General features: G+C 56.5%; 15 protein-coding genes and 1 tRNA gene. 11 read left to right on the top strand and 5 right to left on the bottom strand.

The features are described 5' to 3' along the window. The first annotated feature begins 56 nt into the window (after window positions 1-56). The 3 genes from DKK74_RS01015 (at window position 57) to DKK74_RS01005 (ending at window position 3,477) form a co-directional block, all read left to right on the top strand. A complete protein-coding gene (locus DKK74_RS01015) occupies window positions 57-1,499 on the top strand; it encodes an Nramp family divalent metal transporter (protein ID WP_219997334.1) in 1,443 nt (480 codons plus the stop codon). Window positions 1,500-1,820: 321 nt separating this feature from the next. Next, window positions 1,821-3,263, top strand: a complete 1,443-nt coding sequence (locus DKK74_RS01010) for a catalase (RefSeq protein WP_110412379.1) — start codon at window positions 1,821-1,823, stop codon at window positions 3,261-3,263. Between the two features lie 126 nt (window positions 3,264-3,389). Then, a tRNA-Ser gene (locus tag DKK74_RS01005) sits at window positions 3,390-3,477 on the top strand. 1,044 nt (window positions 3,478-4,521) lie between these two features. On the opposite strand, the gene DKK74_RS01000 is transcribed toward DKK74_RS01005, so the two are convergent. Beyond that, the gene (locus tag DKK74_RS01000; RefSeq protein ID WP_110412378.1) at window positions 4,522-5,955 is read right to left on the bottom strand and encodes an MDR family MFS transporter; all 1,434 of its coding nucleotides are present in this window, start codon (window positions 5,953-5,955) and stop codon (window positions 4,522-4,524) included. Between the two features lie 63 nt (window positions 5,956-6,018). Then, window positions 6,019-6,468 carry a MarR family winged helix-turn-helix transcriptional regulator gene (locus DKK74_RS00995; protein WP_110412377.1) on the bottom strand — a complete coding sequence of 150 codons (450 nt, stop codon included), beginning with the start codon at window positions 6,466-6,468 and terminating at the stop codon, window positions 6,019-6,021. A 524-nt stretch (window positions 6,469-6,992) separates the two neighbouring features. Here DKK74_RS00995 and DKK74_RS00990 point away from each other — a divergent pair. Then, complete coding sequence (locus DKK74_RS00990; protein ID WP_110412376.1) at window positions 6,993-7,430, top strand: MarR family winged helix-turn-helix transcriptional regulator; 438 nt, start codon at window positions 6,993-6,995, stop codon at window positions 7,428-7,430. Then, complete coding sequence (locus DKK74_RS00985; protein WP_110412375.1) at window positions 7,427-9,700, top strand: ATP-binding cassette domain-containing protein; 2,274 nt, start codon at window positions 7,427-7,429, stop codon at window positions 9,698-9,700. The genes DKK74_RS00990 and DKK74_RS00985 overlap by 4 nt, the downstream gene beginning before the upstream one ends. 26 nt (window positions 9,701-9,726) lie before the next feature. Here DKK74_RS00985 and DKK74_RS00980 read toward each other — a convergent pair whose 3' ends face one another. After that, window positions 9,727-10,497, bottom strand: coding sequence for a GNAT family N-acetyltransferase (locus DKK74_RS00980; RefSeq protein WP_219997333.1), 771 nt, complete (start codon window positions 10,495-10,497; stop codon window positions 9,727-9,729). 318 nt (window positions 10,498-10,815) lie between these two features. Here DKK74_RS00980 and DKK74_RS00975 point away from each other — a divergent pair, with 318 nt between their 5' ends. Then, on the top strand, window positions 10,816-11,436 hold the full coding sequence (locus tag DKK74_RS00975) for an isochorismatase family protein (RefSeq protein ID WP_110412374.1): 621 nt from the start codon (window positions 10,816-10,818) through the stop codon (window positions 11,434-11,436). Window positions 11,437-11,454: 18 nt separating this feature from the next. Here DKK74_RS00975 and DKK74_RS00970 read toward each other — a convergent pair whose 3' ends face one another. Continuing rightward, on the bottom strand, window positions 11,455-12,201 hold the full coding sequence (locus tag DKK74_RS00970; RefSeq protein WP_110412373.1) for an SDR family oxidoreductase: 747 nt from the start codon (window positions 12,199-12,201) through the stop codon (window positions 11,455-11,457). Between the two features lie 442 nt (window positions 12,202-12,643). Between DKK74_RS00970 and DKK74_RS00965 the strand changes: the two genes are divergently transcribed. The 3 genes from DKK74_RS00965 to DKK74_RS00955 all read left to right on the top strand — a co-directional run bounded on the left by DKK74_RS00965 (window position 12,644) and on the right by DKK74_RS00955 (window position 15,582). Then, the gene (locus tag DKK74_RS00965) at window positions 12,644-13,969 is read left to right on the top strand and encodes an MFS transporter (RefSeq protein ID WP_110412372.1); all 1,326 of its coding nucleotides are present in this window, start codon (window positions 12,644-12,646) and stop codon (window positions 13,967-13,969) included. 422 nt (window positions 13,970-14,391) lie between these two features. Further along, a complete protein-coding gene (locus tag DKK74_RS00960; protein ID WP_015021283.1) occupies window positions 14,392-15,132 on the top strand; it encodes an SDR family oxidoreductase in 741 nt (246 codons plus the stop codon). An 84-nt stretch (window positions 15,133-15,216) separates the two neighbouring features. Continuing rightward, window positions 15,217-15,582, top strand: a complete 366-nt coding sequence (locus DKK74_RS00955; protein WP_110412371.1) for a TIGR02328 family protein — start codon at window positions 15,217-15,219, stop codon at window positions 15,580-15,582. Window positions 15,583-15,750: 168 nt separating this feature from the next. Here the strand turns inward: DKK74_RS00955 and DKK74_RS00950 are convergent, their stop codons facing one another. After that, window positions 15,751-17,001: an MFS transporter gene (locus DKK74_RS00950; RefSeq protein ID WP_110412370.1), complete on the bottom strand. Its 1,251-nt coding sequence runs from the start codon at window positions 16,999-17,001 to the stop codon at window positions 15,751-15,753. A gap of 185 nt (window positions 17,002-17,186) precedes the next feature. Between DKK74_RS00950 and DKK74_RS00945 the strand changes: the two genes are divergently transcribed. Continuing rightward, the gene (locus DKK74_RS00945; protein WP_181414847.1) at window positions 17,187-22,463 is read left to right on the top strand and encodes a Spy0128 family protein; all 5,277 of its coding nucleotides are present in this window, start codon (window positions 17,187-17,189) and stop codon (window positions 22,461-22,463) included. 236 nt (window positions 22,464-22,699) lie between these two features. Further along, entirely contained in the window at window positions 22,700-23,116 is a 417-nt protein-coding gene (locus tag DKK74_RS00940; RefSeq protein ID WP_045934962.1) for a hypothetical protein, read from the top strand. Window positions 23,117-23,185 lie beyond the last annotated feature (69 nt).

Here is a 23,185-nt window from a genome sequence, read left to right as displayed (position 1 = left end):
CGAAGGGTCGAAGTTTTCTCCCAGACCTTTGAGCAACCAAAATCAAGGAAGGTGTCATGCCGAACAGTCAGACCAGACCCTCCTCAGGGTCCGCCAGTCCAGCCGGATCCGAAGTCAGGACTCCGCCGTCCAGTCGGCAGCGCCAATCCCATCCCATCATCGAGACGGCCAATGGGCGATCCCTGGAGGAGATCAACGCCACAGTCTCCGTGCCCAACTCGACATCCTCCTTCTGGAAGAACCTGGCTGCCTTCTCAGGCCCAGGCGCCCTGGTTGCAGTCGGTTACATGGATCCTGGCAACTGGATCACCTCCATCGGCGGCGGCGCCCAGTACGGCTATCTGCTCATGAGCGTCATCCTCATCTCCAGCCTGATCGCCATGATGCTGCAGTACATGTCGGCCAAGCTGGGGATCGTGACCGGTCTGGACCTTGCCCAGGCCACACGCCAGCACACCAGCCGCCGGCTCAGCTTCGCCCTCTGGATCTGCACGGAGCTGGCTGTGATGGCCACCGACATCGCCGAGGTGATCGGCGGAGCGATCGCCCTGAAGCTGCTCTTCGGCATTCCACTGATCCTGGGCGTGACGCTGACCGTGCTGGACGTGCTCATCCTCCTGCTGCTGACCAAGATCGGCTTCCGCCGCATCGAGGCCATCGTGGCCACCCTGATTCTGGTCATCATGGCGGTATTCCTCTACGAGGTCTTCCTGGCCAAGCCTGACATGCCCGCGGTCTTCCGTGGCTTCATCCCCGACAAGGCCATCCTGGGCAACGGCCAGCTGACCATGGCTCTGGGCATCGTGGGCGCCACGGTCATGCCTCATAACCTCTATCTGCACTCATCCATCGTCCAGACCCGCGACTTCGACCGAAGCGACGACCATCAGGTTGCCAACGCTGTCCGCTTCGCCACCTGGGATTCCAACATCCAGCTGTCCACCGCCTTCGTGGTCAACTGCCTGCTGCTGATGCTGGGTGCGGCCATGTTCTTCGGACACGGCGAAGGGCTGGATACCTTCACCGCCCTCTACAACGCCCTTGGCGACAAGACCATCGCCGGTCCGGTCGCCTCCGGTCTGCTCTCCACCCTCTTCGCCGTAGCCCTGCTGGCCTCGGGCCAGAACTCGACTATCACCGGCACCCTGACCGGGCAGATCGTCATGGAGGGCTTCATCCGCATGAGGATCCCTCTCTGGCTGCGCAGGCTGGTCACCCGTGTGATCTCCATCATTCCCGTGCTGATCTGCACCATCGCCTTCGGCGGCAAGGAGTCCGCCCTGGATAGTCTGCTGGTCTACTCCCAGGTCTTCCTGTGCGTGGCCCTGCCCATATCCATGATCCCCCTGGTCTGGTTCACCTCCTCCAAGAAGATCATGGGCAAGTATGCCAATCCCCGATGGATGGCCTTCCTGGCCTGGATTGTCGTGGCTGTCCTGACCGGGCTTAACCTCCAGCTGGTCATCCAGGATGTGGGCGAACTGATACAGATGCTCTGAGCACAGGTGCTCTGATGAGAGCCGTCGCCGTTTGCCGATTGAATGAGGCATCGTCGGCGGCTCTCTTGAAATTCCGCCCGCAACAGACACATCACTCTTCGTCGTCATGAGCATCTTGCTCGATTAGTGAGATATCTGACTCTCGCTCAGCGCGCATATCCACCAACTCCATCCCCTGTCAGATACGGTGGAGAATAGCAGGATTTTGTCAAGAGTCCTGCCATCAGCGATCGAGTGGTCAACCAGGAGCTGGGTCGCAGACCCGGCTCGCATGGGACCGTCAATCGCGAAAAACATAGAGGTCAGAGGAATCGAGCAGACATGAACGACAAACTTACTACCAACGAAGGGCAGCCCTGGGCAGACAACAACCATAGCCAGACGGCGGGCACCCGGGGGCCCATCCTCATGCAGGACTACCAGCTCCTCGAAAAGCTGGCCCACTTCAACCGCGAGCGCATACCAGAGCGCGTAGTCCACGCCAAGGGAGCCGGAGCCAAGGGAACCTTCACCTTGACCAAGGACATGAGCGCCTACACCAAGGCCGACGTATTCAACGGAGCAGGCAAGACCACGCCCATCCTGCTGCGCTTCTCCCAGGTGGCCGGCGAATCCGGCTATCCCGACACCCTGCGCGACGTCCGCGGCTTCGCCCTGCGCTTCTACACGCAGGAAGGCAACTACGACGTGGTGGGCAACAACACCCCCGTATTCTTCGTCAACGACCCCCTGAAGTTCCCCGACTTCATCCACTCGCAGAAGCGCGACCCGGCCACCCACCTGCGCAGCCAGGAGATGCAGTGGGACTTCTGGTCCCACTCCCCCGAGTCTGTGCACCAGGTCACCTACTTGATGGGCGACAGGGGCAACCCTGCAAGCTACCGGAACATGAACGGCTACGGAAGCCACACCTTCAAGTGGGTCAATGCCAAGGGCGAGCAGTTCTGGGTCAAGTACCACTTCCTGAGCGAGCAGGGCGTAAAGAACATGACTGATGAGACCGCCGCCAAGGTCGCTTCCGAGGACACGGACTTCCTCCTGCACGATCTCTATGATGCCATCGACCGGGGCGACTACCCCAAGTGGAAGGTCTGCGTGCAGATCCTGCCCTACCAGGAGGGTCTGGACTACAAAGACGATATCTTCGACGTGACCAAGGTGGTCTCCAAGAAGGACTATCCGCGCATTGAGATAGGCGAGTTCGTGCTGGACACCAACCCGACCAACTATTTCGATGATGTTGAGGAAGCGGCCTTCTCTCCCGCCAACTTCGTCCCCGGCATCGAGCCATCGCCCGACAAGCTGCTGCAGGGCCGCCTGTTCGGCTACAAGGACGCTGAGCGTTACCGTCTGGGAGCCAACTACGAACAGCTGCCCATCAACCGGCCGGTCAATGAGGTTCACAACTACGAGCGGGACGGGTTCATGTCCCAAGGGCAGGACGGATCGGTCAACTATGAGCCCAACAGCAAGGGCGGCCCCGTGGAAGACAACGATGCCCGTATGCACGGCGATGCCGTCCAAGGGCAAACCGAGTACTCCCGCCCCTATGACAAGGACTACTATTCCGCAGCCGGCCGTCTCTATAGGCTGATGAGCCCGGAAGAGAAGGACCGTCTGATCCAGACCATCAAGAACAACCTGGGATCCGTTGATGACCAGGAGATCCAGGTTCTCGAGACCAGGCAGTTCTACCAGGCCGACCCCGACTACGGCCAGCGCGTGGCTGAGGCCCTTGGCCTTTCCATGGATCAAATCAAGTGATACAAGAACAGGGCGGGAACAGTCGGCGACACGTCTGGACTGGCCTGCAATCCCCGCCCTGTGTTACTATTTCCTAGTTGCCTTGATCAGGGTCACGTAGGCTATGGCCCCGTTCATTGCAGCCTTGGAGGATTCGCCTAGTGGTCTATGGCGCACGCTTGGAAAGCGTGTTGGGTTCACGCCCTCACGAGTTCGAATCTCGTATCCTCCGCCAGCAGAGTCTTGGACAGTGGTTCAAGACTCTTTTTGTACGCACAATATCGACATTGCCATTCTTTGCACTGTCGATCCTCTTGCTTTCCCCTTTGTTTGGTCTTAGCAGGTCATTTAATATAGCGAGCTAGGCGGTCTTGTTACGATAAGGTGCCTCATCATCTAAGCACCTCGCAAGTCAGAAATGTCCGGAGGCGACAAGAGGCTGCGAGCAGAGCGGGACAGAGAAAGTTCAGAGCCATGCCTTTGCAGACTTACGACAAATGCAGGCGAAGATGTGCTCAGGCCCGTCATCAGCTACAAGTTAGCACCCATATGCTGTGCGACGGGTGATCGTACTTAAGCGAATCACCGGTCGCTTCCTCGCAGGTTCGAGACCGGGGTGGAAAAGTCACTGGCAATTCTGGTCGCCAGGCTGATAGGCGCCTCTTCTGGTCTAAGCGCCGAGTACATCCACAGTAGATTGCAGGTTATGCGATGAGAAAACGTGCTTCAAATCAGTTTGTATTTCGTACATCTATATCAGCGTCATACCTTTGCTGCAATCGGGCATTAGCACAAGGGTATGGTCGCCGGTGCATGCAATTATTCTGCTATTTTTAGGATGCATCGCCGGCAAGAGCATAACTGATTCGATTACCGAGGGCTTCCTTCGCCCCGTATTGGATAACGCTTTTCTCTTCCTTGTCGAATTCCTGGCCTTGCCCTGCACAATAGTTGTTTTCTACCTCCTCGGTGTTCCCTGCTTGACTGATTCTGGTATCTCTTCGGGCTTGAGTTATTCCGGATGGTATTGGTCTGCGCCCGAGAAGCAGTCTGGATCCGAAATGGGCTGCAGGGCACTGCAAAAGACGATGGATAAGTTGATTCTTCTATCTTCATCGTCTCTTATGCATGCGTGTCTGGGGCCTGTAATGAATCTCTTAATTCTTGTATCCACTGGCAGCAAAGGTTCACTTCGCCAATCCAGAATCCTGCTCGTTAACATTATGAGTCAATCGATGTCAGCAACGATCCCTGCTTTGAAAGCGAAAAGATACCTTTCTTACTCATTCTCAGTTTTATACCGTTTAAGGAAAAGCGAAGCGCACAGGCCTATTAGAGCTACGAATGCGAGGAAGATGAAGGCCCACTGGTAGCCCTGGTCGAGAGCCTGGGCTGTCGCGGCTCCACTGAGACTGCCGCGCAGAGCGCCGATGGTGACGATCATCATGGCTGCGGCCGTACCCAACGAACCGCCCACCTGGCGGACAGTCGAGGCAGCCGCGTTGCCATGGGCCGTGAGTTCTGCGGGCAGTGCGTTGATGCCCTCGGTGAAGGTGGTCATCATGACCAGCGCCACTCCTGCCAAGCGCAGAGCATAGCAGGAGGCGATCACGATAAGACTGGTAGTAGTGCCGAACCATATCATCGGCAAGGTTCCGGCAAGCAGCACCGTGTACCCCAAAAGGGAAATCTTCCTCGCTCCGATTCTTTGATAGATCAGACCAGAGAGGGGGTTGAATATGCCCATGACAATGGCTCCTGGCAGCATGACCAGACCAGAGGTGAGTGCGCTTGACCCGCGCGTATTCTGGAGGTATAGGGGAAGTACCAGCTCTACCCCGACCATGGCAATGTTGCTCAGGGTGCTCAGCAGACTGGTCAGGTTGAAAGTAGCGTTCGTGAAGACACGCAAATTCACCAGCGGAGACTCCAGACGCAGCTGGCGTCGGCAGAACAGGATTACGACCAGCACGCCAGCAAGCAGCAATCCCAGGTCAAGCACTGACGCACCACCCGCGTCTCCAATGGCGGACAGGGCGTACAGAATGAGCCCGAAACCCAGGCAGGAATAAACCACGGAAGGCACGTCCAGCCGGGTTCTCACCCGATGGTTGACCGTATAGACCAGGAAAAACGACGCCACCAGGATCGCGGCGCTCAAGGCAGCAAGCAGCACAAACAAGGCCCTCCAGGACCAGTGCTCCAAAACAAACCCCGAGAGCGTGGGGCCAACCGTGGGACCCAAGGCCACCACCAGGCCCACCACGCCCAGGGCCACACCGCGCCTATCCGGCGGGAAAAGCAGCAGTACCACATTCTGAATGAAAGGCATCAACGATCCAGCGGCCACGGCCTGGATGATTCTGCCCACCAATAGCAGCGGGAAATGCCCCTCGGAGAAGATACAGACCAGGGAACCAGTCAGGAAAATAGCCATCATGGCCATGAAGGTGTGCTTGGACCGGAAGTTGGAAAATACCCAAGCCGATACAGGTATCATCAGCCCCACCACCAGCAGATAGGAGGTGCTCAGCCATTGTGCGGTGGATTGGGACACATGGAATTCCGCCATAATGGTTGGCAGAGCATTGTTAAGGAAAGTCTCCGCCATCAGGGCCAGGAAGGCCCCTGCCAAAAGCGTGCCCATCATCGCAGTACGACTTCCCCTAGCCCCGCCTTTGCTGCCTTTCCCCTTGCCGCCATCCTTATTCATACCGCATCCTCCCCGTCCTTCACCGGCTCGGTCCAAAGCCTGCATGCTCTGACTAAAAACAGATCAGGATTCCATATTTCTAATGATCCGTTCCAGGTAGCCGACCAGCTGTCTGCCCTCCTGCTCATCGAACCCTTTCAAGGCAAGCTTGCCCGTGGCCTCCAATGCATGCCGGATCTCGACCTGGTGGGCGTTCAGCTCCTTGCGCGCATGTCCGGTAAGCTCAAGAACCATCTGACGTCGGTCATCAGTCTGTGGCTTTGCCGTCAGCCATCCTGCCTTGACCAGCCGTTTGACAACTCCCCGAACCGTGGGATGGCTCAAACGGAACCTGTCGCCCACCGTCTTCTGCGTAACCTCCAGGCCCTCATGCTCATACAGGTAATAGACCATGACGAATTGGGGACCAGTCAGATTGGGAAAGATGTTCCGCACACACTCATTCATGTGCTTTTCCAGCAGGGTGTTGGCTATTTTGACCAGCCCCTCTGGCCGCTTCTCCGAGAGCTCCAAAAGATACCGCCTCTCTAAAATGTAGCATGCTACATTCTTAACAAAGAAAGCCTAGCTGTCAAATCAAGGAAATACAAGAACCTATTCATCAACGTTCTTAATACAGGAGGCTCGAGCAAAAGAAGAGCCTTAGCTCAGCCTTTCCGACCGGTGGGCATGCTGGTTTACCTAGCATTTAGGCCTCAATATCGTCGTTCTGCATAGCCGATTGGCTAAGCAGTACTGATAGGATGATAAGTTGACACTCCATCCCACCGCCGCTGTCAACAAATCACGAGCCTTTAGTCCAATAGACCTCCTTTACCTTGGAGCGACCAACAGAGAAAATTGCTAAACCGCATCAAGGGATCCACCAGGCAGACACACGCCTACTCTCATGCAAGAAGCTCTTTCAACAACACAAGGCCAATATTGAACCTCCTGAGACGTGGCTTCATCAGTCAATACAGTCAGACAAGAACGAATTCAGAGAAAAGCAAGCTATCCGGGTAATAGATAGTTTCCGATATGATATAGTTTCTATAATGAAATCAAATAATCCGTCCTCCCTCTACGATGCTCTCATGTATCTGCAGTGCGAATTCGTAGCAGAGCGCAACAGGGTCAACCCGGGGAACATCACCTGGCAACAGTTCGACATCCTCACCGTTCTGCGCACAGGAGCGTCCACGCCCTCACAGATTGGTCAGCGACTCGGCATAACCCGATCCAAGGTCTCCAAGAACCTCAGCACTCTGCACGATCTCGGATACATCAGGCAGGTGCCTGACGCCCACGACCGGCGAGAGCTGGAGACCAATCTGACCCAGGATGGCCGGGACATGCTTGACATCATCGATCAACAGCATAAAACCCTTGAGGAAGACGCCAGACAGGTCTGGTCCAAAGACGAACAGGAAGAGTTCGCTACTCTTGCCAACAGGCTTATCAACAAGCTACGCCAGGAGCGAGTCGCCCAATGAGGACCGAGTGCATTCTTATTGATCGGGCCTCCACGCACAACCTCAAACAAGTCTCACTGGCCATACCCAAGAGGGCCATCACCGTGGTCACCGGCCTGTCGGGTTCAGGAAAGTCGTCTCTTGTGTTTTCCACGCTGGCAGCCGAATCACAGCGCATGATCAATCGCAGTTACAGCTCCTACATTCAGCAGCTCCTGCCCAAGTATGAGCCTGCGGAAGTCGCCCGCATCGACAACCTGCCCTTCTCCATTGTCGTAGCCCAGAAGCAGCTCTCGGGCAACGCCCGCTCAACCGTGGGCACCTACACCGATATCTACACCGCCCTGCGCCTGCTCTTCTCCCGTATGGCCCAGCCCTTCATCGGGTACTCCATGACGTATTCCTTCAACAATCCTGCGGGGATGTGCCCGATCTGCCAGGGACTCGGAACTGTGCGCACTCTGGTGCTTGATCGCCTGCTCAACATGGATCTCTCGCTGAACCAGGGAGCCATCTACTTTCCCACCTTGCAGCCAGGCGGCTGGAGGCTGACCAGGTATACGGATTCAGGTTATTTTGACAACGACCTGCCTCTACAGGAGTGGGACAGAGATGACCTCGACTTCCTGCTCTACGGCAAGAGGCAAAAACCGGCACACCCTGGCCCCAACTGGCACAAGACAGCCATGTATGAGGGATTGGTGCCCAGGATCACCAAGACCTTCATCAACCAGAGCAACGACAAGTACCAGCATGAGCTGGAGGAGGTTACGCGAATCACCCAGTGCCCCGACTGCCAGGGGGCCAGAGTCAACGCCAAGGTGCGCTCAGCCAGGATCCGCGGACTGAACATAGCTGACTGCTCCGCCATGAGCGTGGCAGACCTGCAGGACTGGCTGGGGAAGATTCATAACGATCAGGCTGAGTCCATTTTGCAGGACCTAGAGTGCAAGACAGCCAACCTGATAACAGTGGGTCTGGGCTACCTGAGTCTGGAGCGTGGCACCTCCACGCTTTCCGGAGGAGAGGGACAGCGTCTGAAAATCGCCAACTGCCTGAACAGCCCCTTGAATGATGTCCTCTACATCTTTGACGAGCCAAGCGTTGGACTACACCCCCATGACCTGACCGGGATCAAGAAAATCTTCAAAGGGCTGCGAGATAAGGGCAATACTGTGGTGGTCGTTGACCATGACCCCGAGCTCATCGCCATTGCAGACCATATCGTCGACATGGGACCAGGAGCAGGCAGGGAAGGCGGACAGATCGTTTTTGAAGGGAGCTATCAGTCTCTCCTGGAAAGTGGCACAGCCACGGGCAGAGCTCTGTCAGATCCAGGCACCGTGAACGAACCGGCAGCGCCATCGCATGGCTTCTATGCAATAGACAAGGTCACCGCCCACAATGTCAAAGAAGCCCGCGCCAAAATACCCCGGCATAAGCTGACTGTGGTGACCGGTGTGGCCGGATCAGGCAAAAGCACCCTGATCAAGGCAGGCTTCATGGCTCAGCACGATGCCATACTTCTGGATCAGAAGCCGATCAAGGCCAGCGGACGCTCCAACCTACTGACCTACTTGGACGTCTTCGACCCGCTGCGTAAGGCCTTCGCCAAGGCCACAGGCCAGTCCCCCTCACTCTTCTCATTCAACGCTGCCGGAGCCTGCCCTGTTTGCAAGGGCAAAGGAATTATCACTCTTGATATTGCCTACATGGGCGATGCCAGCACTGTCTGCGAAAGCTGCCATGGAACCAGATATTCAGCACAGGCCCTTTCTGCCAGATATCGTGGTCTCAGCATCGCCGAGGTGCTGAAACTGACCGCAAGCGAGGCCATGCACCAATATCGTGAGGTGCTTGGCCCAGCCATGAGGGCCTTGGAGGATGTCGGTCTGTCTTACCTATCCGTTGGGCAGGCTCTCGATACGCTCTCGGGCGGTGAGTTGCAACGCCTCAAACTGGCTAAGCTGCTCAAAGACGGAATTCGCGAGACCCTAATTTTGGATGAGCCTACCAGTGGCCTGCACGAATCCAATATCCTGCAGCAGATCGCGCTCTTGTGCAAACTCATCGCAGGCAAAGGACTCACTATCGTCGCCATAGAACATAACCTGCGCTTCATCGGTCAGGCAGACTGGGTGATCGATATGGGCCCCGGAGCCGGGAGCGCGGGCGGCAAGGTGTTGTTTGAAGGAGCTCCGCTTGCACTGATGCGCCGCAACGACACTCCCACAGCCCGAGCCATGAATGCCTATTTCGGCTTTAACAAGGACGCAGCAATGCAACCATAATCGGCTGCATTCAGATCAGCAATAGGTCAGCAGTCTTGCAGGCGGCGCTTCTGTCTGCCATCCTGATCAAAATTGTCATCATCCAGCCAAGTCTCCAACCGCTCTTTCACTGCCGGCCATTCACTGTCCAATATGGAAAACCAATCCGTATCCCGAGTTCGGCCCTTGTAGACCATATCGTTTCTGAACCGGCCTTCAGCCTTGAATCCTAGTCTCAATGCCGCCGCCCGGGAGGGCGCGTTGAGGCTGTCGCACTTCCACTCGTATCGGCGATAGCCCAAATTCTCGAAGACATGCCGAGCCATCAGATATTGGGCCTCGGTAGCCTGTCTGCTTCTCTGCAGATCCTTGGTATAGATAACGTGGCCCATCTCGACGCTTCCCACGTCGGACCTTATCCGCTGCAAGGCATACATGCCCAACAGATCCGACGAATCAAGAAGCTTCACATGCTCTTGTATATCCGCATCCTTCCCGCTTGCAGAATGACCGGCATCAAGTTCAGGTTCAGACTGCTTGCGGAGAATAGCAAAGAAGAAGGGATCCCGGCTTTCAATCATGGACGCGAATCCTGAGTCGAATGCTGGTCTATCAGGGTAGAGATCGTGAGTGCTGTAGGTCATGATGGATTTGTCGCATTCTGGACCGAAAATCCGCTCATAAAAGGCATCATCTTGGCTTTCACCCAAGGGCACTACCAGAACGGTCCTGCCAGTCAACTTGACAGGCTCCGGCACCCTGGCGCCCGCAAACGAAATCGCATCCCCAATAGGTTGCCCAAACTCATTGATCCTCATACCCGCATCTCCTCCCTTGGAACAATGCTCGCTGCGTCATCGGACGGAGGAGGCAGGCCCAGAAGCACCAACCATAACTCCGTACAATCCTGGCACTTATGATACCAAGCAAACGCCCCAAAAGACCGTATGGATCCGACTCACACAGCCACGGCCGATCACCCTTGCTACCTCCTTTATCATCTTGTCCACATGCACTAAAGCAGAAGGACCGACGCATCTGCGAGAATTAAACTGATACATAAGAGGAAATGACCGAGGATCTTCAACCAGTATTCCCTCTGCCTACCGTCAGCATCGACCAAGGGAGTGATCACTATGTCCAAGGCTTTGATCGTCGTGGATGTTCAACCGACCTTCTGCGAAGGAGGTGAGCTGGGAGTCGAGGGAGGCAACGCCACGGCCGACAAAATCGCCGACTATGTCCACGACCATGCCGGGGACTATACCTACATGGCCACCACCCAGGATTGGCACATCGAACCCGGGTCCCATTGGTCCGATCACCCGGACTTTGTAGACACATGGCCCCAGCACGGCGTGGCCGGCTCACCCGGGGCGGATCTTCATCCCAGTATTCGGAAGCTGGGCATCACCCATCACTTCAAAAAGGGGCAGTATTCAGCCGCCTACTCCGGATTCGAAGGCATCGAAGACAACACCGATCGAATCCAGAGCAGGGAGGAATTCGCTGCCGCCAAGTCATCTGGAGTCACCTTGGCCGACGCACTGGCGCAAGCAGGAGTCGACCAGGTGGATGTAGTCGGCATCGCCGAATCCCACTGCGTCAAGGAGACGGCCTTGGATGCCGCAAAGCTGGGTTACCAGGTCACGGTCTTCGAGGATCTGACTGTCCCGGTCAGCGAGAATCAGGGGGTTGAGGCTCGAAAGGCCATGGCCCAAGCCGGCATTCGTCTTCTTTCCTCCAGTGGCGACTAAGGGCAGCGGCGGAGGAATTCACCAGGGCTGAATGGTGGGACCCACGGTGAATTCCGATACATTGGTATCCTCAGGCTGATCAATGGCAAAGGCCACCACCTGAGCCACCCGTTCAGGATCGATCTGATAGCTGTCGTAGGTCTTGTTCATATCAGCCAGGGTCTGCTGGTCTGTGATGGTATCCAACAACTCAGTCCGAATAGCCGCCGGGTAAATGGTAGATGTGCGGATATGGGTCCCCTCCTGGGCAGACTCCATCCTGAGCACCTCCATCAGGTCACGCAGGCCCCATTTGGTTGCCCCGTAAACCGCTCCACCCGGATAGGCTTTGAGACCAGCCACCGAAGAGGTGGCGATGAACTGTCCATGTCGCTGCCCGGTGAACTCCGGCAGGGCCGCTGCAATGCCGTACAGTGCGCCTTTGAGGTTAACGTCAATGGTCCGATCCCACTCGTCCACGTGCAGAGCCGACAAGGGCGAGTTAGGCATGAGCCCGGCGTTGAGGAATACCACGTCCACTCCGCCGAACTGCTTCTTGGCGAAAGCCACGAAGTCCCCATTGGCCTGACGATCGGTCACATCCAGAGCCATGGAGGCAGCCTGGCCACCCTCCTGAACGATGTCGTCGACGATCTTATCCAGCCGATCCTTGCGGCGAGCGCCCAGCACCACCTTGGCCCCCCGCTGCGCCAACAGTCGCGCCGTGGCCTCCCCAATGCCGGACGAAGCTCCGGTGATCAGCACTGTCTTATCTGCAACAGTCATAACAGTCCCACCTTTCATTAATCCTTGGTCGGCCTGATGGTACAACCTCAAGTCGCTGGAGGTGCAAGTCTTTACTACAACCAGGTCCACATCGACAACCATGACCAAATGCGCGTGGAACAGGGCTGAATCTTCTGAGAATGACAGATCAGTCAGGACAGCACCAGCATGGGCTATGGAGAATCGACGCGGTAATCTACGGAGAAAGGCGGCCGCCAGCCAAAAGCGGGCTCGATCATCCCATCGCAAGAAGTAAAAACGACAGTGCCGCAAACCGCCTAATCTGCATTCTAACGATAGATGAGGGTCAAATATTGAACTACAATTAGTTCTTAAATTTCCCATAGTGGACATTCAGAGCAGACAAACCGCAAATCAATGGGAGCATACAAACCAAGCAGCAGTTGGCTAGCCACGATCCCATAAGAGGAAGGTCGCAGTCATGTCGACCACACCGACACAGCCGTCATCACGAAAACAGGCTGTTTATCCGTACCTGATCGTGCTGTCGGGCATTGTCTTCACGGCCATCCCCGTATCGCTGGTATGCAGTTGCGCCGGTATCTTCTTCACTCCTGTCAGCAACTACTTCCATGTTCCCAAGGCTGCATTCACCGCGTATTTCAGCATATTCAGCATCACCATGGTCATCTTCCTGCCGGTGGCCGGATGGCTGATGCACCGCTACGATCTGCGCATCGTCCTGACGGCGAGCACCATCCTTGCCGGACTCGGTTGCCTTGGCATGTCCCGATCATCCGCCATGTGGCAGTTCTATCTATGCGGAGTGGTTCTGGGAATCGGCATGCCACCCATCCTCTATTTGTCAGTCCCCACGCTCATCAACGCCTGGTTCCGCAAACGAGTCGGGTTCTTCATCGGCCTATGCATGGCCTTCACCGGCATAGGCGGCGTGATCTTCAACCAGATAGGCACCATGATCATCAGATCCGCCCCTGATGGATGGCGGCGAGGATACCTGGTCTTTGCCATTCTCATTCTGGTGGTCACTCTGCCTTTCACCATTTTCGTCATTCGCGGCACGCCCGAGCAAATGGGTCTGCATCCCTACGGCGCCGCCGACCAGGAGCCTGCTGCAGCTGAGGCTACCTCCAACAGCACAGACACCGGGAGTAAAGACAAAAAGAGCCCAGAGCCTATCGCGTCGACTGTGGGCATGACTGCTTCCCAGGCCTTGCGTTCCCCTGCCTTCTGGGCGCTGGCGCTCTTCTGCGGCCTGATCACCATGAATCAGACCATCTACCAGTTCCTGCCCTCCTATGCGGCATCCCTGCCATCCATGGCGGCCTACACAGGCCTGATCGCCTCATCCTGCATGGCCGGCCAGGCTATCGGCAAGGTCATCCTGGGCATGGTCAACGACGGCAGCATCGTGGGCGGGCTCTGCCTGGGCATCGGCGGCGGCATTCTCGGCGTCTGCCTCATGGTCGCCTTCCCCGGATTGCCCGCGCTCCTCCTGCTGGGAGCCTTCGCCTTCGGTCTGGTCTACGCATGCACTACGGTGCAGACACCCATTCTGGTTACAGCGGTCTTTGGCTCGCATGACTACACCAACATCTACGCCCGCATTCAGATGGTGGGCTCCCTGGCTTCGGCCTTCGCCGCTCTCTTCTGGGGCGCCATAGCTGACCAGCCCCACGGTTACATCATCATGTTCGGTCTGAGCATCCTGATCATGGTTGCGGCCTTGTTCCTGGGCATTATCCCACTGAAGGGTACGCGCAATTCAGCTACTCAAACCAACTGACCGAATCTTGCAACTAGCAGCCTCCGCAAAATTCCACCTTGCGTCATGGGCTGACAGGATACAGCAGACCGCAGCTACTACTACCTGTGCCACGTCACCGCTATAGGGCCATCGTATGCCGGGGAGAAAGCAGGGCCGGACGGCAATGACCGGATGCCCGTCACCATCACGAACCTCGATCTTGACCGACCTATGGATCACGAGCTCTACCGCCATCTGCTCAACATCCGAACATATCCAGTCAGCAGAACAGGCTTACTGTTTCAGCGGGGAATTTACCGTAACCCCTGCAGAACTTTTGGCCCCTCATGGACAACTTCAAAGAAATAACGGCACCAAGATAATCGGTACGTCGGTTACCACCGTGGGCATGCCATCCCATAGGATGGAATATGACAGCACATCTCTATAAAGGAGTGGATATGACTGATCGACTACAAGGTAAGGTAGCCATCATCACCGGAGGAACCGGTGGCATGGGCGTAGGCATCGCCGAATGCTTCGTCCGCGAGGGAGCCAAGGTGGCCCTTACTGACATCAAGGAGAGCGATGCTTCCCGCAGCTTCATGCAGGAGCACCCCGGGCAGGTCGTCTTCCACACCCTGGACGTGACAGATGAGGACCAGTGGGTCTCCACCATCGACACCGTTGAAAAGGAGTTGGGTCAGCTGACCACCGTGGTCAACAATGCCGGCATAGGCGGCAGCGGGGCCACTATGGACCAGGAGAGCTACGAGGACTGGAAAAAGGTCATCGCCATCAATCTGAACGGAACCTTCCTTGGCACCAAGCACGGCATGCGGGTCATGAAGGGCCGCGGCGGATCCGTTATTAACATCTCCTCCATCGAGGGCTTCGTGGGCCTGAGCGGAGCCGGAGCCTACAACGCCAGCAAGGGCGGCACCAGGTTGCTGACCAAGTCCGCGGCCCTGGATTCCGCCAACAACAACTACGGTGTTCGCATCAACTCGGTTCATCCCGGATTCATCAAGACCCCTCTGATCAGCCAGAGCCTTGAGGACAGGATGAGCAAGCTGACCCCCCTGGGCCACATCGGCGAGCCCCAGGACATCGGCGAGATCTGCGTCTATCTGGCCAGTGACGAATCCAAGTTCGCCTTGGGTGCCGAGTTCGTTGTGGACGGTGGATTCATCGCCCAGTAAGCAGTTCCAGTAAGGAATTACCGGGACCCCTTCTTCTGCCAGGCTGAAGGAGGGGTTCACTTATGGGCTGAAGGAGGGGGCGTCATGCGACTGTGGCATCAGGATCTGATTCGACTGCTCCCCAGACAGCAGCTGTTGGGTCAGCATCGGGAGATCACCGCGCTGCGGGGCCTGGGCTGGGGTAGACGGCACGCCACTGTTGACTATGTCTTCCACTACTCCCCATACAAGCTCTTTCAATTTCATCTGCTGGTCATGGCAACAATGCGCGAGCGCGGCTACCATCCTGATCCTGCCTGGTACGATCCGCTCTATCGCGGCAGACATTGCCCGCCCTACGAGGACCTGTCTGCAGTGCCATTGACGGACCCCATCTATCCTGAGCATGATGCAGCCTACCTGCAGGAGTGCTTGGAGAACCTGGCGGGGAAGGGCATCCATCTGTCCTAAGGCCGATCCTCAGGGCCGGTGCCGACTGACTGCTGTGGCCATAAAATTCGCTGAGGTGTACGGCAATATTTACGGCAATATTGAGGAAGGGCTGTTTGAATCCGAGTATCTTCCAAAGACTGTACTTCGCCCAACAACCGGTTAACGGGGTTTGCCAATCGAAAAGCATCATTCCCGAGTGAGTCTGGACACCCTGGGCACTAGGAGGGTGACCGCCGCCAGCAAGAGTGCCAAGGGGAGCAACGCCGGCCTGACGCCTGTATGGTCGGCCAAAAATCCGATAGCCGGAGGAATGATCCAAGAGACCCCGTAGTAAGCAGTGGAGATGACCGAAGCCCGCTGAGCCGCCATGGCTGGATCCTTGGTTGCCAGAGTAGTGACGATGGGTACGCCCAGAGCTGCTCCGACACCCCAAATTCCAGTACCCACGAGGCTGAGCACGAAAGAGGGGGAAAGAGCATAGACCAGGATACCCAGAGCCGAAACCAGCAGGGTAAGGACCAGCGAGCGCATATTCCCCAGCCACTCAATCAGATGCGTACCCAGCAGCCTTGAGACGATCATGGCTGCAGCGAAGATCGTGGGAGCGAGACCGGCTTGAGACTCGGGGACACCGAAGGAATCGACCAGACCGATCCCGCTCCAGTCGTTGACAGCACCCTCGCTGGCCTCCAGAGCCACGTTGATCAGGGCCAGGATGAGCACCAAGGCATCACCCCAAGCCGCTAACTGCCTGCTGAAGGCGGATGATCGTCCTGAATCAGCATGACGATCCGAACGTTTGCCGTCAGCACTGCCCTTGTAGTCCCCTAGAGGCTGAGCCGGGCAGAGCAGAACACAGGCGGCCACCAGGACCAGGCTGGTCAGTGCATTGACCGCCAAATGCGCGCCTATGGGCACGCCCAGATGAGACAGAAGCGAGCCCAGCCCCAGCGCAAGAAACATGCCCAGACTATATGAGGCATGGAAGCGCGGCATTATGGACCGGGAGGAGAATCGCTCCACTGCGCCGGCCTCAACGGTGTTGACCGTTCCCCAGAGGCTGATCCCCGCCGAATTGAAGAGCAGCCCCAAGATCACCCCCGGCACTGATCGCAAAGTGACGGCCCGGGCCGCGATTACCATGCCCAGGCACCAGGTCGAGGCTGCAAGCAGCATGGCCCGGCGCACGCCCAGCTGATCAGTCAACACTCCCGAGACCAGCATACCGACCAGAGCGCCGCATCCGCCCAGGATGGTCATCAGAGCCAAGCCCGAAGGTTGCAGACCGAGACTGGCCTTGACCGTGGGCAGTCGAGAAATCCAGGCCGATGTACCAATACCCATGATGATGAAGAACCCGTAAACGGCCAAGCGCTCGCGCATTCCGTGACCTGGAGGACAGGCCGCTGAGGGTTCACTATGATTCCGTTCAATCATGTGACCCTCCTCCTTGTTCTGTCCACGGTCGACCCTTTTCTCCGGAGGCTCACATTAGTAGGGAATCTTAACCAATAGCTCTGTATACTGGCTTATCAACGGACCTAAGAACATCGTACATAGTCGACCGGATGACCTGGACGGGGACGCCCCCCAGATGGCTGTCGGTACACAAAAGGAGAAATGTGGCAAAGGGTAATTTGAGCGGTAGATTCCTCGCCGGCCTGATGGCCATGGCCATGCTGGTGCCCACTATGGCTATAGCAGATGGCGGGCAGACAGCGGATACCCAGGCCACTACCTCCACATCGACATCGGCTACAACGCACGAACAGCATGTCAGAAATAACAGAAAGACTTCAGACCAGAGCAATCGAGTCCAGTCTACGGCAGCCATTCAAACTCCGGCACCACAGTCAGACACAACCAAATCCAACACAGCCCGATCCACTTCTCCTAACCAGGTTGCACCCATACAACCAGGCACAACGAGCGGCAGATCGACCCTCAACAACATGTTGGATACCGACAATGCCAGAGTCACCTCAATAAAACAGACCTCCCGCAGTACCGGCACCGCCCCTTTTGACAAAGACAACGACCCCGGCGATGACCGCGATGCGGACAATGGCATCGTGCGCTCTTTCGATACGGTGATATATGACTTTACCTTCTCTGTGAACTCACTGGACGACACGACCTCCCGACAGGCTCGGGTAGGCTTTCAATTCACGCTGAACCAACCTAAGGACCTGATCGCTTTTGATCAGGACTCCATGCCATGGATAGACAATACGCCCGGCTATGAGCCCAAGCTGGAACAAAAAAGCATCAACGGTCAAACCACTCAGGTGCTTACCGTTTACAGACTGCTCACCGCGACATCGAACTCGGCTATCGTCATTCCAAGCACATCGAGCGTCTCCTTGGTCCTCCAGGTTCGAAACATGGCCAATGGCAGCAGTTTCGCCCCCCAGGTCCAGGCGTGGTGTGCCCCCGATCCCACGACCAGGACCGAACCGGCTTCAGCTGCATCAGATTCGGTGACCGTGTCAGCCAAGCCCAACCTCAACCTGAGAATCACTGGCGGAACCAATGAGGGCTCCGGCAATCAAACCTTTGACTTCGACACCACAGAGGCCCATAACTACATCAATCATGAGTTGGGCAAAAGCAAGGGGATCATCAGCAAATTCAACTGGGCAGTCGACATGCGCTGGCCTGATCGATCCAAGGGCCTCAAGGGCCTGGAAGTGCCCACCGGCCCCATAACCTTTTCCATCTCTTTGAGCAACCTCTGGCAGACCAGCGGCGGAAAGGTATTTCCCAAGATCAAGGACCTTCAGCCTTACTTCTGGGACATCGGCACCATTGACGGCGACTTCAACAACAGTGGACGCAACACCATCAACCAGGGCTGGAGCCCCTCTTTCAACAACTATGACTACGCCCGCTCTACGGGAGGTCAGGCCGGGAAAGACCGCGTCCAAGGCAATGGTAAATATACTGTAGCAGAACACCGCAGCGATCAGGGTCTCGTGCTGAATTTCACCGTAGAAGACTACCGGACGAATGATCCCTTCCCCAAATTTGGACATACCTATGCCACAGATAGATGCACGACAATCTTAGCCTCAACCGATTGCTCACAGGTGGAAGTGGCCGAGATCTCCACTGGCTACCTCTACGTTTTCAACCCTTCTACCGTCCAAGGCAAGGACGTGGCCAATTACTATGGCCAGTCCGGCCTCAGTCTGCAGAGCCAAGTCAATGACGGTCGGCTGGGGGCGACTTCTATCTCTGGTCAGCAGCTGCCTGCGGTTTCTGACCCCAAGGATGTGTCAAACCAGGCCGACCAATCCGATGATGAGTGGCACAATGTCATCTTCGCACAGGGCTCCGAAACCTGGCAGCCAGGCATCAGCAACATCATTCAATACAGTTGCATGTCTTTGCCCAACTACTTTGACGACGGCGTAGATTGCGGTTGGTGGAACGCTCCCGACAACAAGCAAGGGACCGACTCAGCACTAGCAGGAACCCAGGTGCGGATTATGGCTGGCTTCAACGCCAAAACCAGCAAGGCCGATCTGCCCCTGCTGGCAATGTCTTTGGTAAAAATCGATCCAAACGTGCTCGAGCTGCCGAGCCCCAACCAAGAACCCCCTAAACCGGACCAGTCGGGCCAATGTAGCACTATTGCAGACCCTGTCCCCGAAGACCATGACCACTACCACAATGAACTGGGACTGCCTTGGAAGGGCAACGGTGACTGGCAGAATGGCCAGGACAACGCCTTCGGCAATCCTTGCCAGAATCTGACCATGGTCTTGTACGCAACCAAACGTGGCGGCGGAACCTGGAACAACGACCAGGAGCAAGCCAACGCCGACATGAAAGATCTGAACTTCTACAAAACCCCAGATGAAGCGAGAAAGCACGGCCCCATTGTGGGCATACTGCTGGGTGCCCGCACCGCTGCCTCCAGCAGCTTCATCTACGACGAGAACAACAGCAACAAGAACCCTCGGTACGGCTTCGGCGGATTTGTGATCAACGTGCGCGCCGATGCCAAAGAAGGCTCGGTGGCCCAACTGACATCAGTTTCACGTGCTTTCACACGTAGCCAACTGGCAGACCTAGCCGGTTTAGACCCCGTAAACTCCAGCGACCAGGACTGGGAAGATTGGGCAGAGAAGCAGAATCCATACGAGATGTCCCAAAATCGCAGTCCCGTTTTCGCAACATCCACTGGAGGCTATACAAAGGCTCGCTATGATCAAACCAAAGGTTATCTAGGCGGTGACACCGGTGGCAACGAACACGGTGACAGCCTCTATGTAGCCGGCGAAGCCAGCACCATCTCCAATACTGTGGCACAGATGGGCACGAATTCCGACCCCAAAGGATCCTTCGACATAGACCGTGATCAGCGATATGTCGACTGGCGGCTGACCATCAACACTGGCACTTCGGCCTCCCAGGCCGACAAGCCTGCTAAAACCGATCTTTACGTCACTGATGTGCTGCCTGCCAAACTTCACTACATCCCCGGCAGCGCCAGACTGGGAGGCACCTATACCGAGGGCACACCTGAAATGGGACATATTGAGGGCGGAACAGTCTGCGAACCATCGGTGAGCACCACCGAAACCCCCGGTGAGACCAAGCTAAGCTGGACACTGCCCGACATACCTGTAGATGGTAGCAACCACGTCATCTACTTCTCAGCCTCCATCGGAGACCAGACCGACCCAAGCAAAGACGTCGCCAGCCCCTACGAGAATCTGAAGACCCATGCCGAAGTTCAATCAAAGCATAACATGTCCAAACCCAGCTCGTTCATGGACACTGTCAGCACATCGACCATTCGCGCCGTGCGTAATAACGCAACCAGCCTGTCCACCTTGCCCCAGCAAGCCATCAACGAGACTGGCGACCATATCGGTTTCACCAACATGCTGAGCAATACTGCCGATAGTGGCAAGAAGTATCACTATGCCGTCGACATCATGCCCTACTCTCATGCGAGTGGCAATCCTGGCAAACCTGACTTCCAAGGTAGTCCAACTCTCGCCGATATGAGTGTGAAGCTCACAGGGGTCGATCTGAAAAATGTCCACATATACTACACGACAGAATCTAAATGGCAGGTAAACGACACCGCTTCCATAACACCTAGTGAATTCCAAGACTGGCCCGAGGCTGAATTGGACCCAGCTACAGGCAAAGTGAGCATGTCTCCAGACGTGACCGCCTGGGCTTTCATGGTCGATGGACAACCTGGACAGTTCCGTTGCGACGTCACTTTCCACATAAACCCCGGAAACAGCTCCCCTGGCAATCTTTATCGGAACCGCTGGGGCAATGCGCAGAACCAAATGTCCACCCAGGTTGTAGTGGCTCAGCGTTCCGTCAGCGGCATAGCCTGGTACGACCTCAATGGCGATGGGATCCGCGGCTCCGACGATCCCTTGCTAAACAGCGTCAAGGTGACCCTGCTTGACAACCAGAATAATCCTGTCAGATCGGTTGTAGCCCCCCATGATGAGCTGACCACGGAAACCAATGCCCAGGGCAGGTACAACCTGACCAATATACCTGCCGGACAATTCCATCTCAGGTTTGATCCGGCTGAGGGCACTGACTGGAGCCATCTAAACACCACCACTCCGCAAGCTGCCGGAGCCACGGAGAGCGAGAACTCTTCTGCCCACGATCTTACGGAGGACGGGATCTTGAAAGCAGCCGTCATCAAGCTGGACGATTTCAAGCAGGCTGCGGAAATGGACACAGCCAGCCAATCCCAGGACTTCAACAACTGCGGCCTGAAGGGTCTGATGCGCACCGATGAAGTGAAAGCTGACGTCGAAGTACAGCTTCAAGGCCGAGACTGGCTCAACAGTGACTCCTTCACACTAAATGTCGAGCCCGTGAATGGAGCGCCGGCTACGGCCCTGCCCGAACATATCAATATAACAGCCGATCATAAAGAACTCCAAGTGCCTGTCAAGATGGAAGCCTTCCCCAGTGACGGCACCTACCAATACCGTGTGAGCCAGGCAATCGGCAACCTACCTGGTCTGACCTATGACAAAGGCAACGCGAAACTGACCATCACGCTGAAAACCAATGCAGGTCAGTTGTACCGAACCTCTACTGCAACGTGGGCTGACGACAAGGGCCAGGCGATAAGCAAGGCCGTCTTCATCAACACCTACAAGACCCATTCGGCCACAGTGAAGATCACCGCCTTCAAGCGCCTGGACGGTCGGAACCTGGAGGACGATGAGTTCAGCTTCCGCCTGTCCAGGGGCGGCAAGCAGCTGGCCCAAGTATCCAACAAGGCCGACGGGACCGTCGAATTCCCCAACCAGACCCTGGACCAGCCCGGCGACTACACCTACTACGTGAACGAGGTCCAGGGCAGCCTCCCCGGCATCACCTACGACCAGTCCACCCCCAAGATCACCGTCCACGCCACCGACGACCACCAAGGCCAGCTCCAGGTCACTATCACCGGCAACAACCCCACCTTCACCAACACCTACAAGGCCCAGGCTGATAACCCTGGCAACCCTGGCAACCCTGGCAAGCCCGACAAGCCCGACAAGCCCGACAACTCTGGCAACCCCGACAACCCTGGTAACTCTGACAAGCCCGACAAGCCCGACAACTCAGGCGGAAATGACAAGCCGAATCCGCCGGTAGAACCAAACAAGTCGAGCGAATCCGATCATGCATCCAGCGAACTGGGCCAAACCAGCAATAGCCAAAAACCATTGCCAGGAAGCCAATCTTCTGATGACCAAGCGAAGTCCTCGACGGATTCCTCATCCCTAGCCGACTCCGGCTCAGACATTGTCATGCCTGCAGCACTGACTATCGGCACTGCCGTCCTCGGCCTGGCACTGATGTGCTTGCTTCGGCATCGCAGGGATCGAGAGACCGACCTGGGCTGATGGTTCCCTGCATGAAAACATAGCTGGACACGTTTCTCACTACTGACAGCCACCTATGGCGAACCTCACGGTTCCCTGCCCCTATCTGCAGACGAAATTTGGTATTCTTGCAAGTGGAAGGAATCTTGCATCCAGGGGTCACCGTCGACGATGGACGGCGACCCAAATGGTCATGGCCCTGCACGGTCATGATGTCGATTGTCACACGTGCAGGCCGTCACACAGAAAGGTCAGTCATGGCAGACGATACAGTCATTGTTGTTGATACTTCCATGTTCGGAAAAGATGCCGCAGCGAAGACGGCCAAGGCCAACGAGGTCGCCCGCAAGTACGGCATCAGCGACGAGGCCCTTAAGAAGGTCGAGGATTACAAGAATCAGTTGAGCTACCACCAGGCATGGGACCTGCCTTTCCTGGGCTACGTGGACGAAGACGGTTATGGATATGCCTACGTACCCAACAAGGCTGTCGCAGCCGATGGCTGGGATGCCCATAAGGCTTTCCTAGACCTGCCCGATGATGCCCAGACGGCATTCGCCATCCGCATGCTCTTCACCCATCGCGACGTCGACCGCCACGGTGCAGAGATGTTCCTCCACCACGGCCGCGGACTGACAGTCCGCTTCCAGGAGCCCACCTCAGCCAGCTACTGAGCTCGAGCTACCCAACTAACTCGACCCCCGGCCCTGTCGTAATAACCCCCTGACAGAGCCAGGGGCTTT

This window comes from Bifidobacterium asteroides, assembly GCF_003202755.1.
GTDB classification, from domain to species: domain Bacteria; phylum Actinomycetota; class Actinomycetes; order Actinomycetales; family Bifidobacteriaceae; genus Bombiscardovia; species Bombiscardovia asteroides_F.
The sequence above is the reverse complement of the archived record's forward strand: the minus strand, read 5'-3'. Positions and strand labels throughout refer to the sequence as shown.

Excerpts from the sequence above, each read along its gene's own strand:
- DKK74_RS01015 (WP_219997334.1), top strand. The coding sequence starts at position 57 with ATGCCGAACAGTCAGACCAGACCCTCCTCAGGGTCCGCCAGTCCAGCC.
- DKK74_RS01010 (WP_110412379.1), top strand. The coding sequence starts at position 1,821 with ATGAACGACAAACTTACTACCAACGAAGGGCAGCCCTGGGCAGACAAC.
- DKK74_RS01000 (WP_110412378.1), bottom strand. The coding sequence starts at position 5,955 with ATGAATAAGGATGGCGGCAAGGGGAAAGGCAGCAAAGGCGGGGCTAGG.
- DKK74_RS00990 (WP_110412376.1), top strand. The coding sequence starts at position 6,993 with ATGAAATCAAATAATCCGTCCTCCCTCTACGATGCTCTCATGTATCTG.
- DKK74_RS00985 (WP_110412375.1), top strand. The coding sequence starts at position 7,427 with ATGAGGACCGAGTGCATTCTTATTGATCGGGCCTCCACGCACAACCTC.
- DKK74_RS00980 (WP_219997333.1), bottom strand. The coding sequence starts at position 10,497 with ATGAGGATCAATGAGTTTGGGCAACCTATTGGGGATGCGATTTCGTTT.
- DKK74_RS00975 (WP_110412374.1), top strand. The coding sequence starts at position 10,816 with ATGTCCAAGGCTTTGATCGTCGTGGATGTTCAACCGACCTTCTGCGAA.
- DKK74_RS00970 (WP_110412373.1), bottom strand. The coding sequence starts at position 12,201 with ATGACTGTTGCAGATAAGACAGTGCTGATCACCGGAGCTTCGTCCGGC.
- DKK74_RS00965 (WP_110412372.1), top strand. The coding sequence starts at position 12,644 with ATGTCGACCACACCGACACAGCCGTCATCACGAAAACAGGCTGTTTAT.
- DKK74_RS00960 (WP_015021283.1), top strand. The coding sequence starts at position 14,392 with ATGACTGATCGACTACAAGGTAAGGTAGCCATCATCACCGGAGGAACC.
- DKK74_RS00955 (WP_110412371.1), top strand. The coding sequence starts at position 15,217 with ATGCGACTGTGGCATCAGGATCTGATTCGACTGCTCCCCAGACAGCAG.
- DKK74_RS00950 (WP_110412370.1), bottom strand. The coding sequence starts at position 17,001 with ATGATTGAACGGAATCATAGTGAACCCTCAGCGGCCTGTCCTCCAGGT.
- DKK74_RS00940 (WP_045934962.1), top strand. The coding sequence starts at position 22,700 with ATGGCAGACGATACAGTCATTGTTGTTGATACTTCCATGTTCGGAAAA.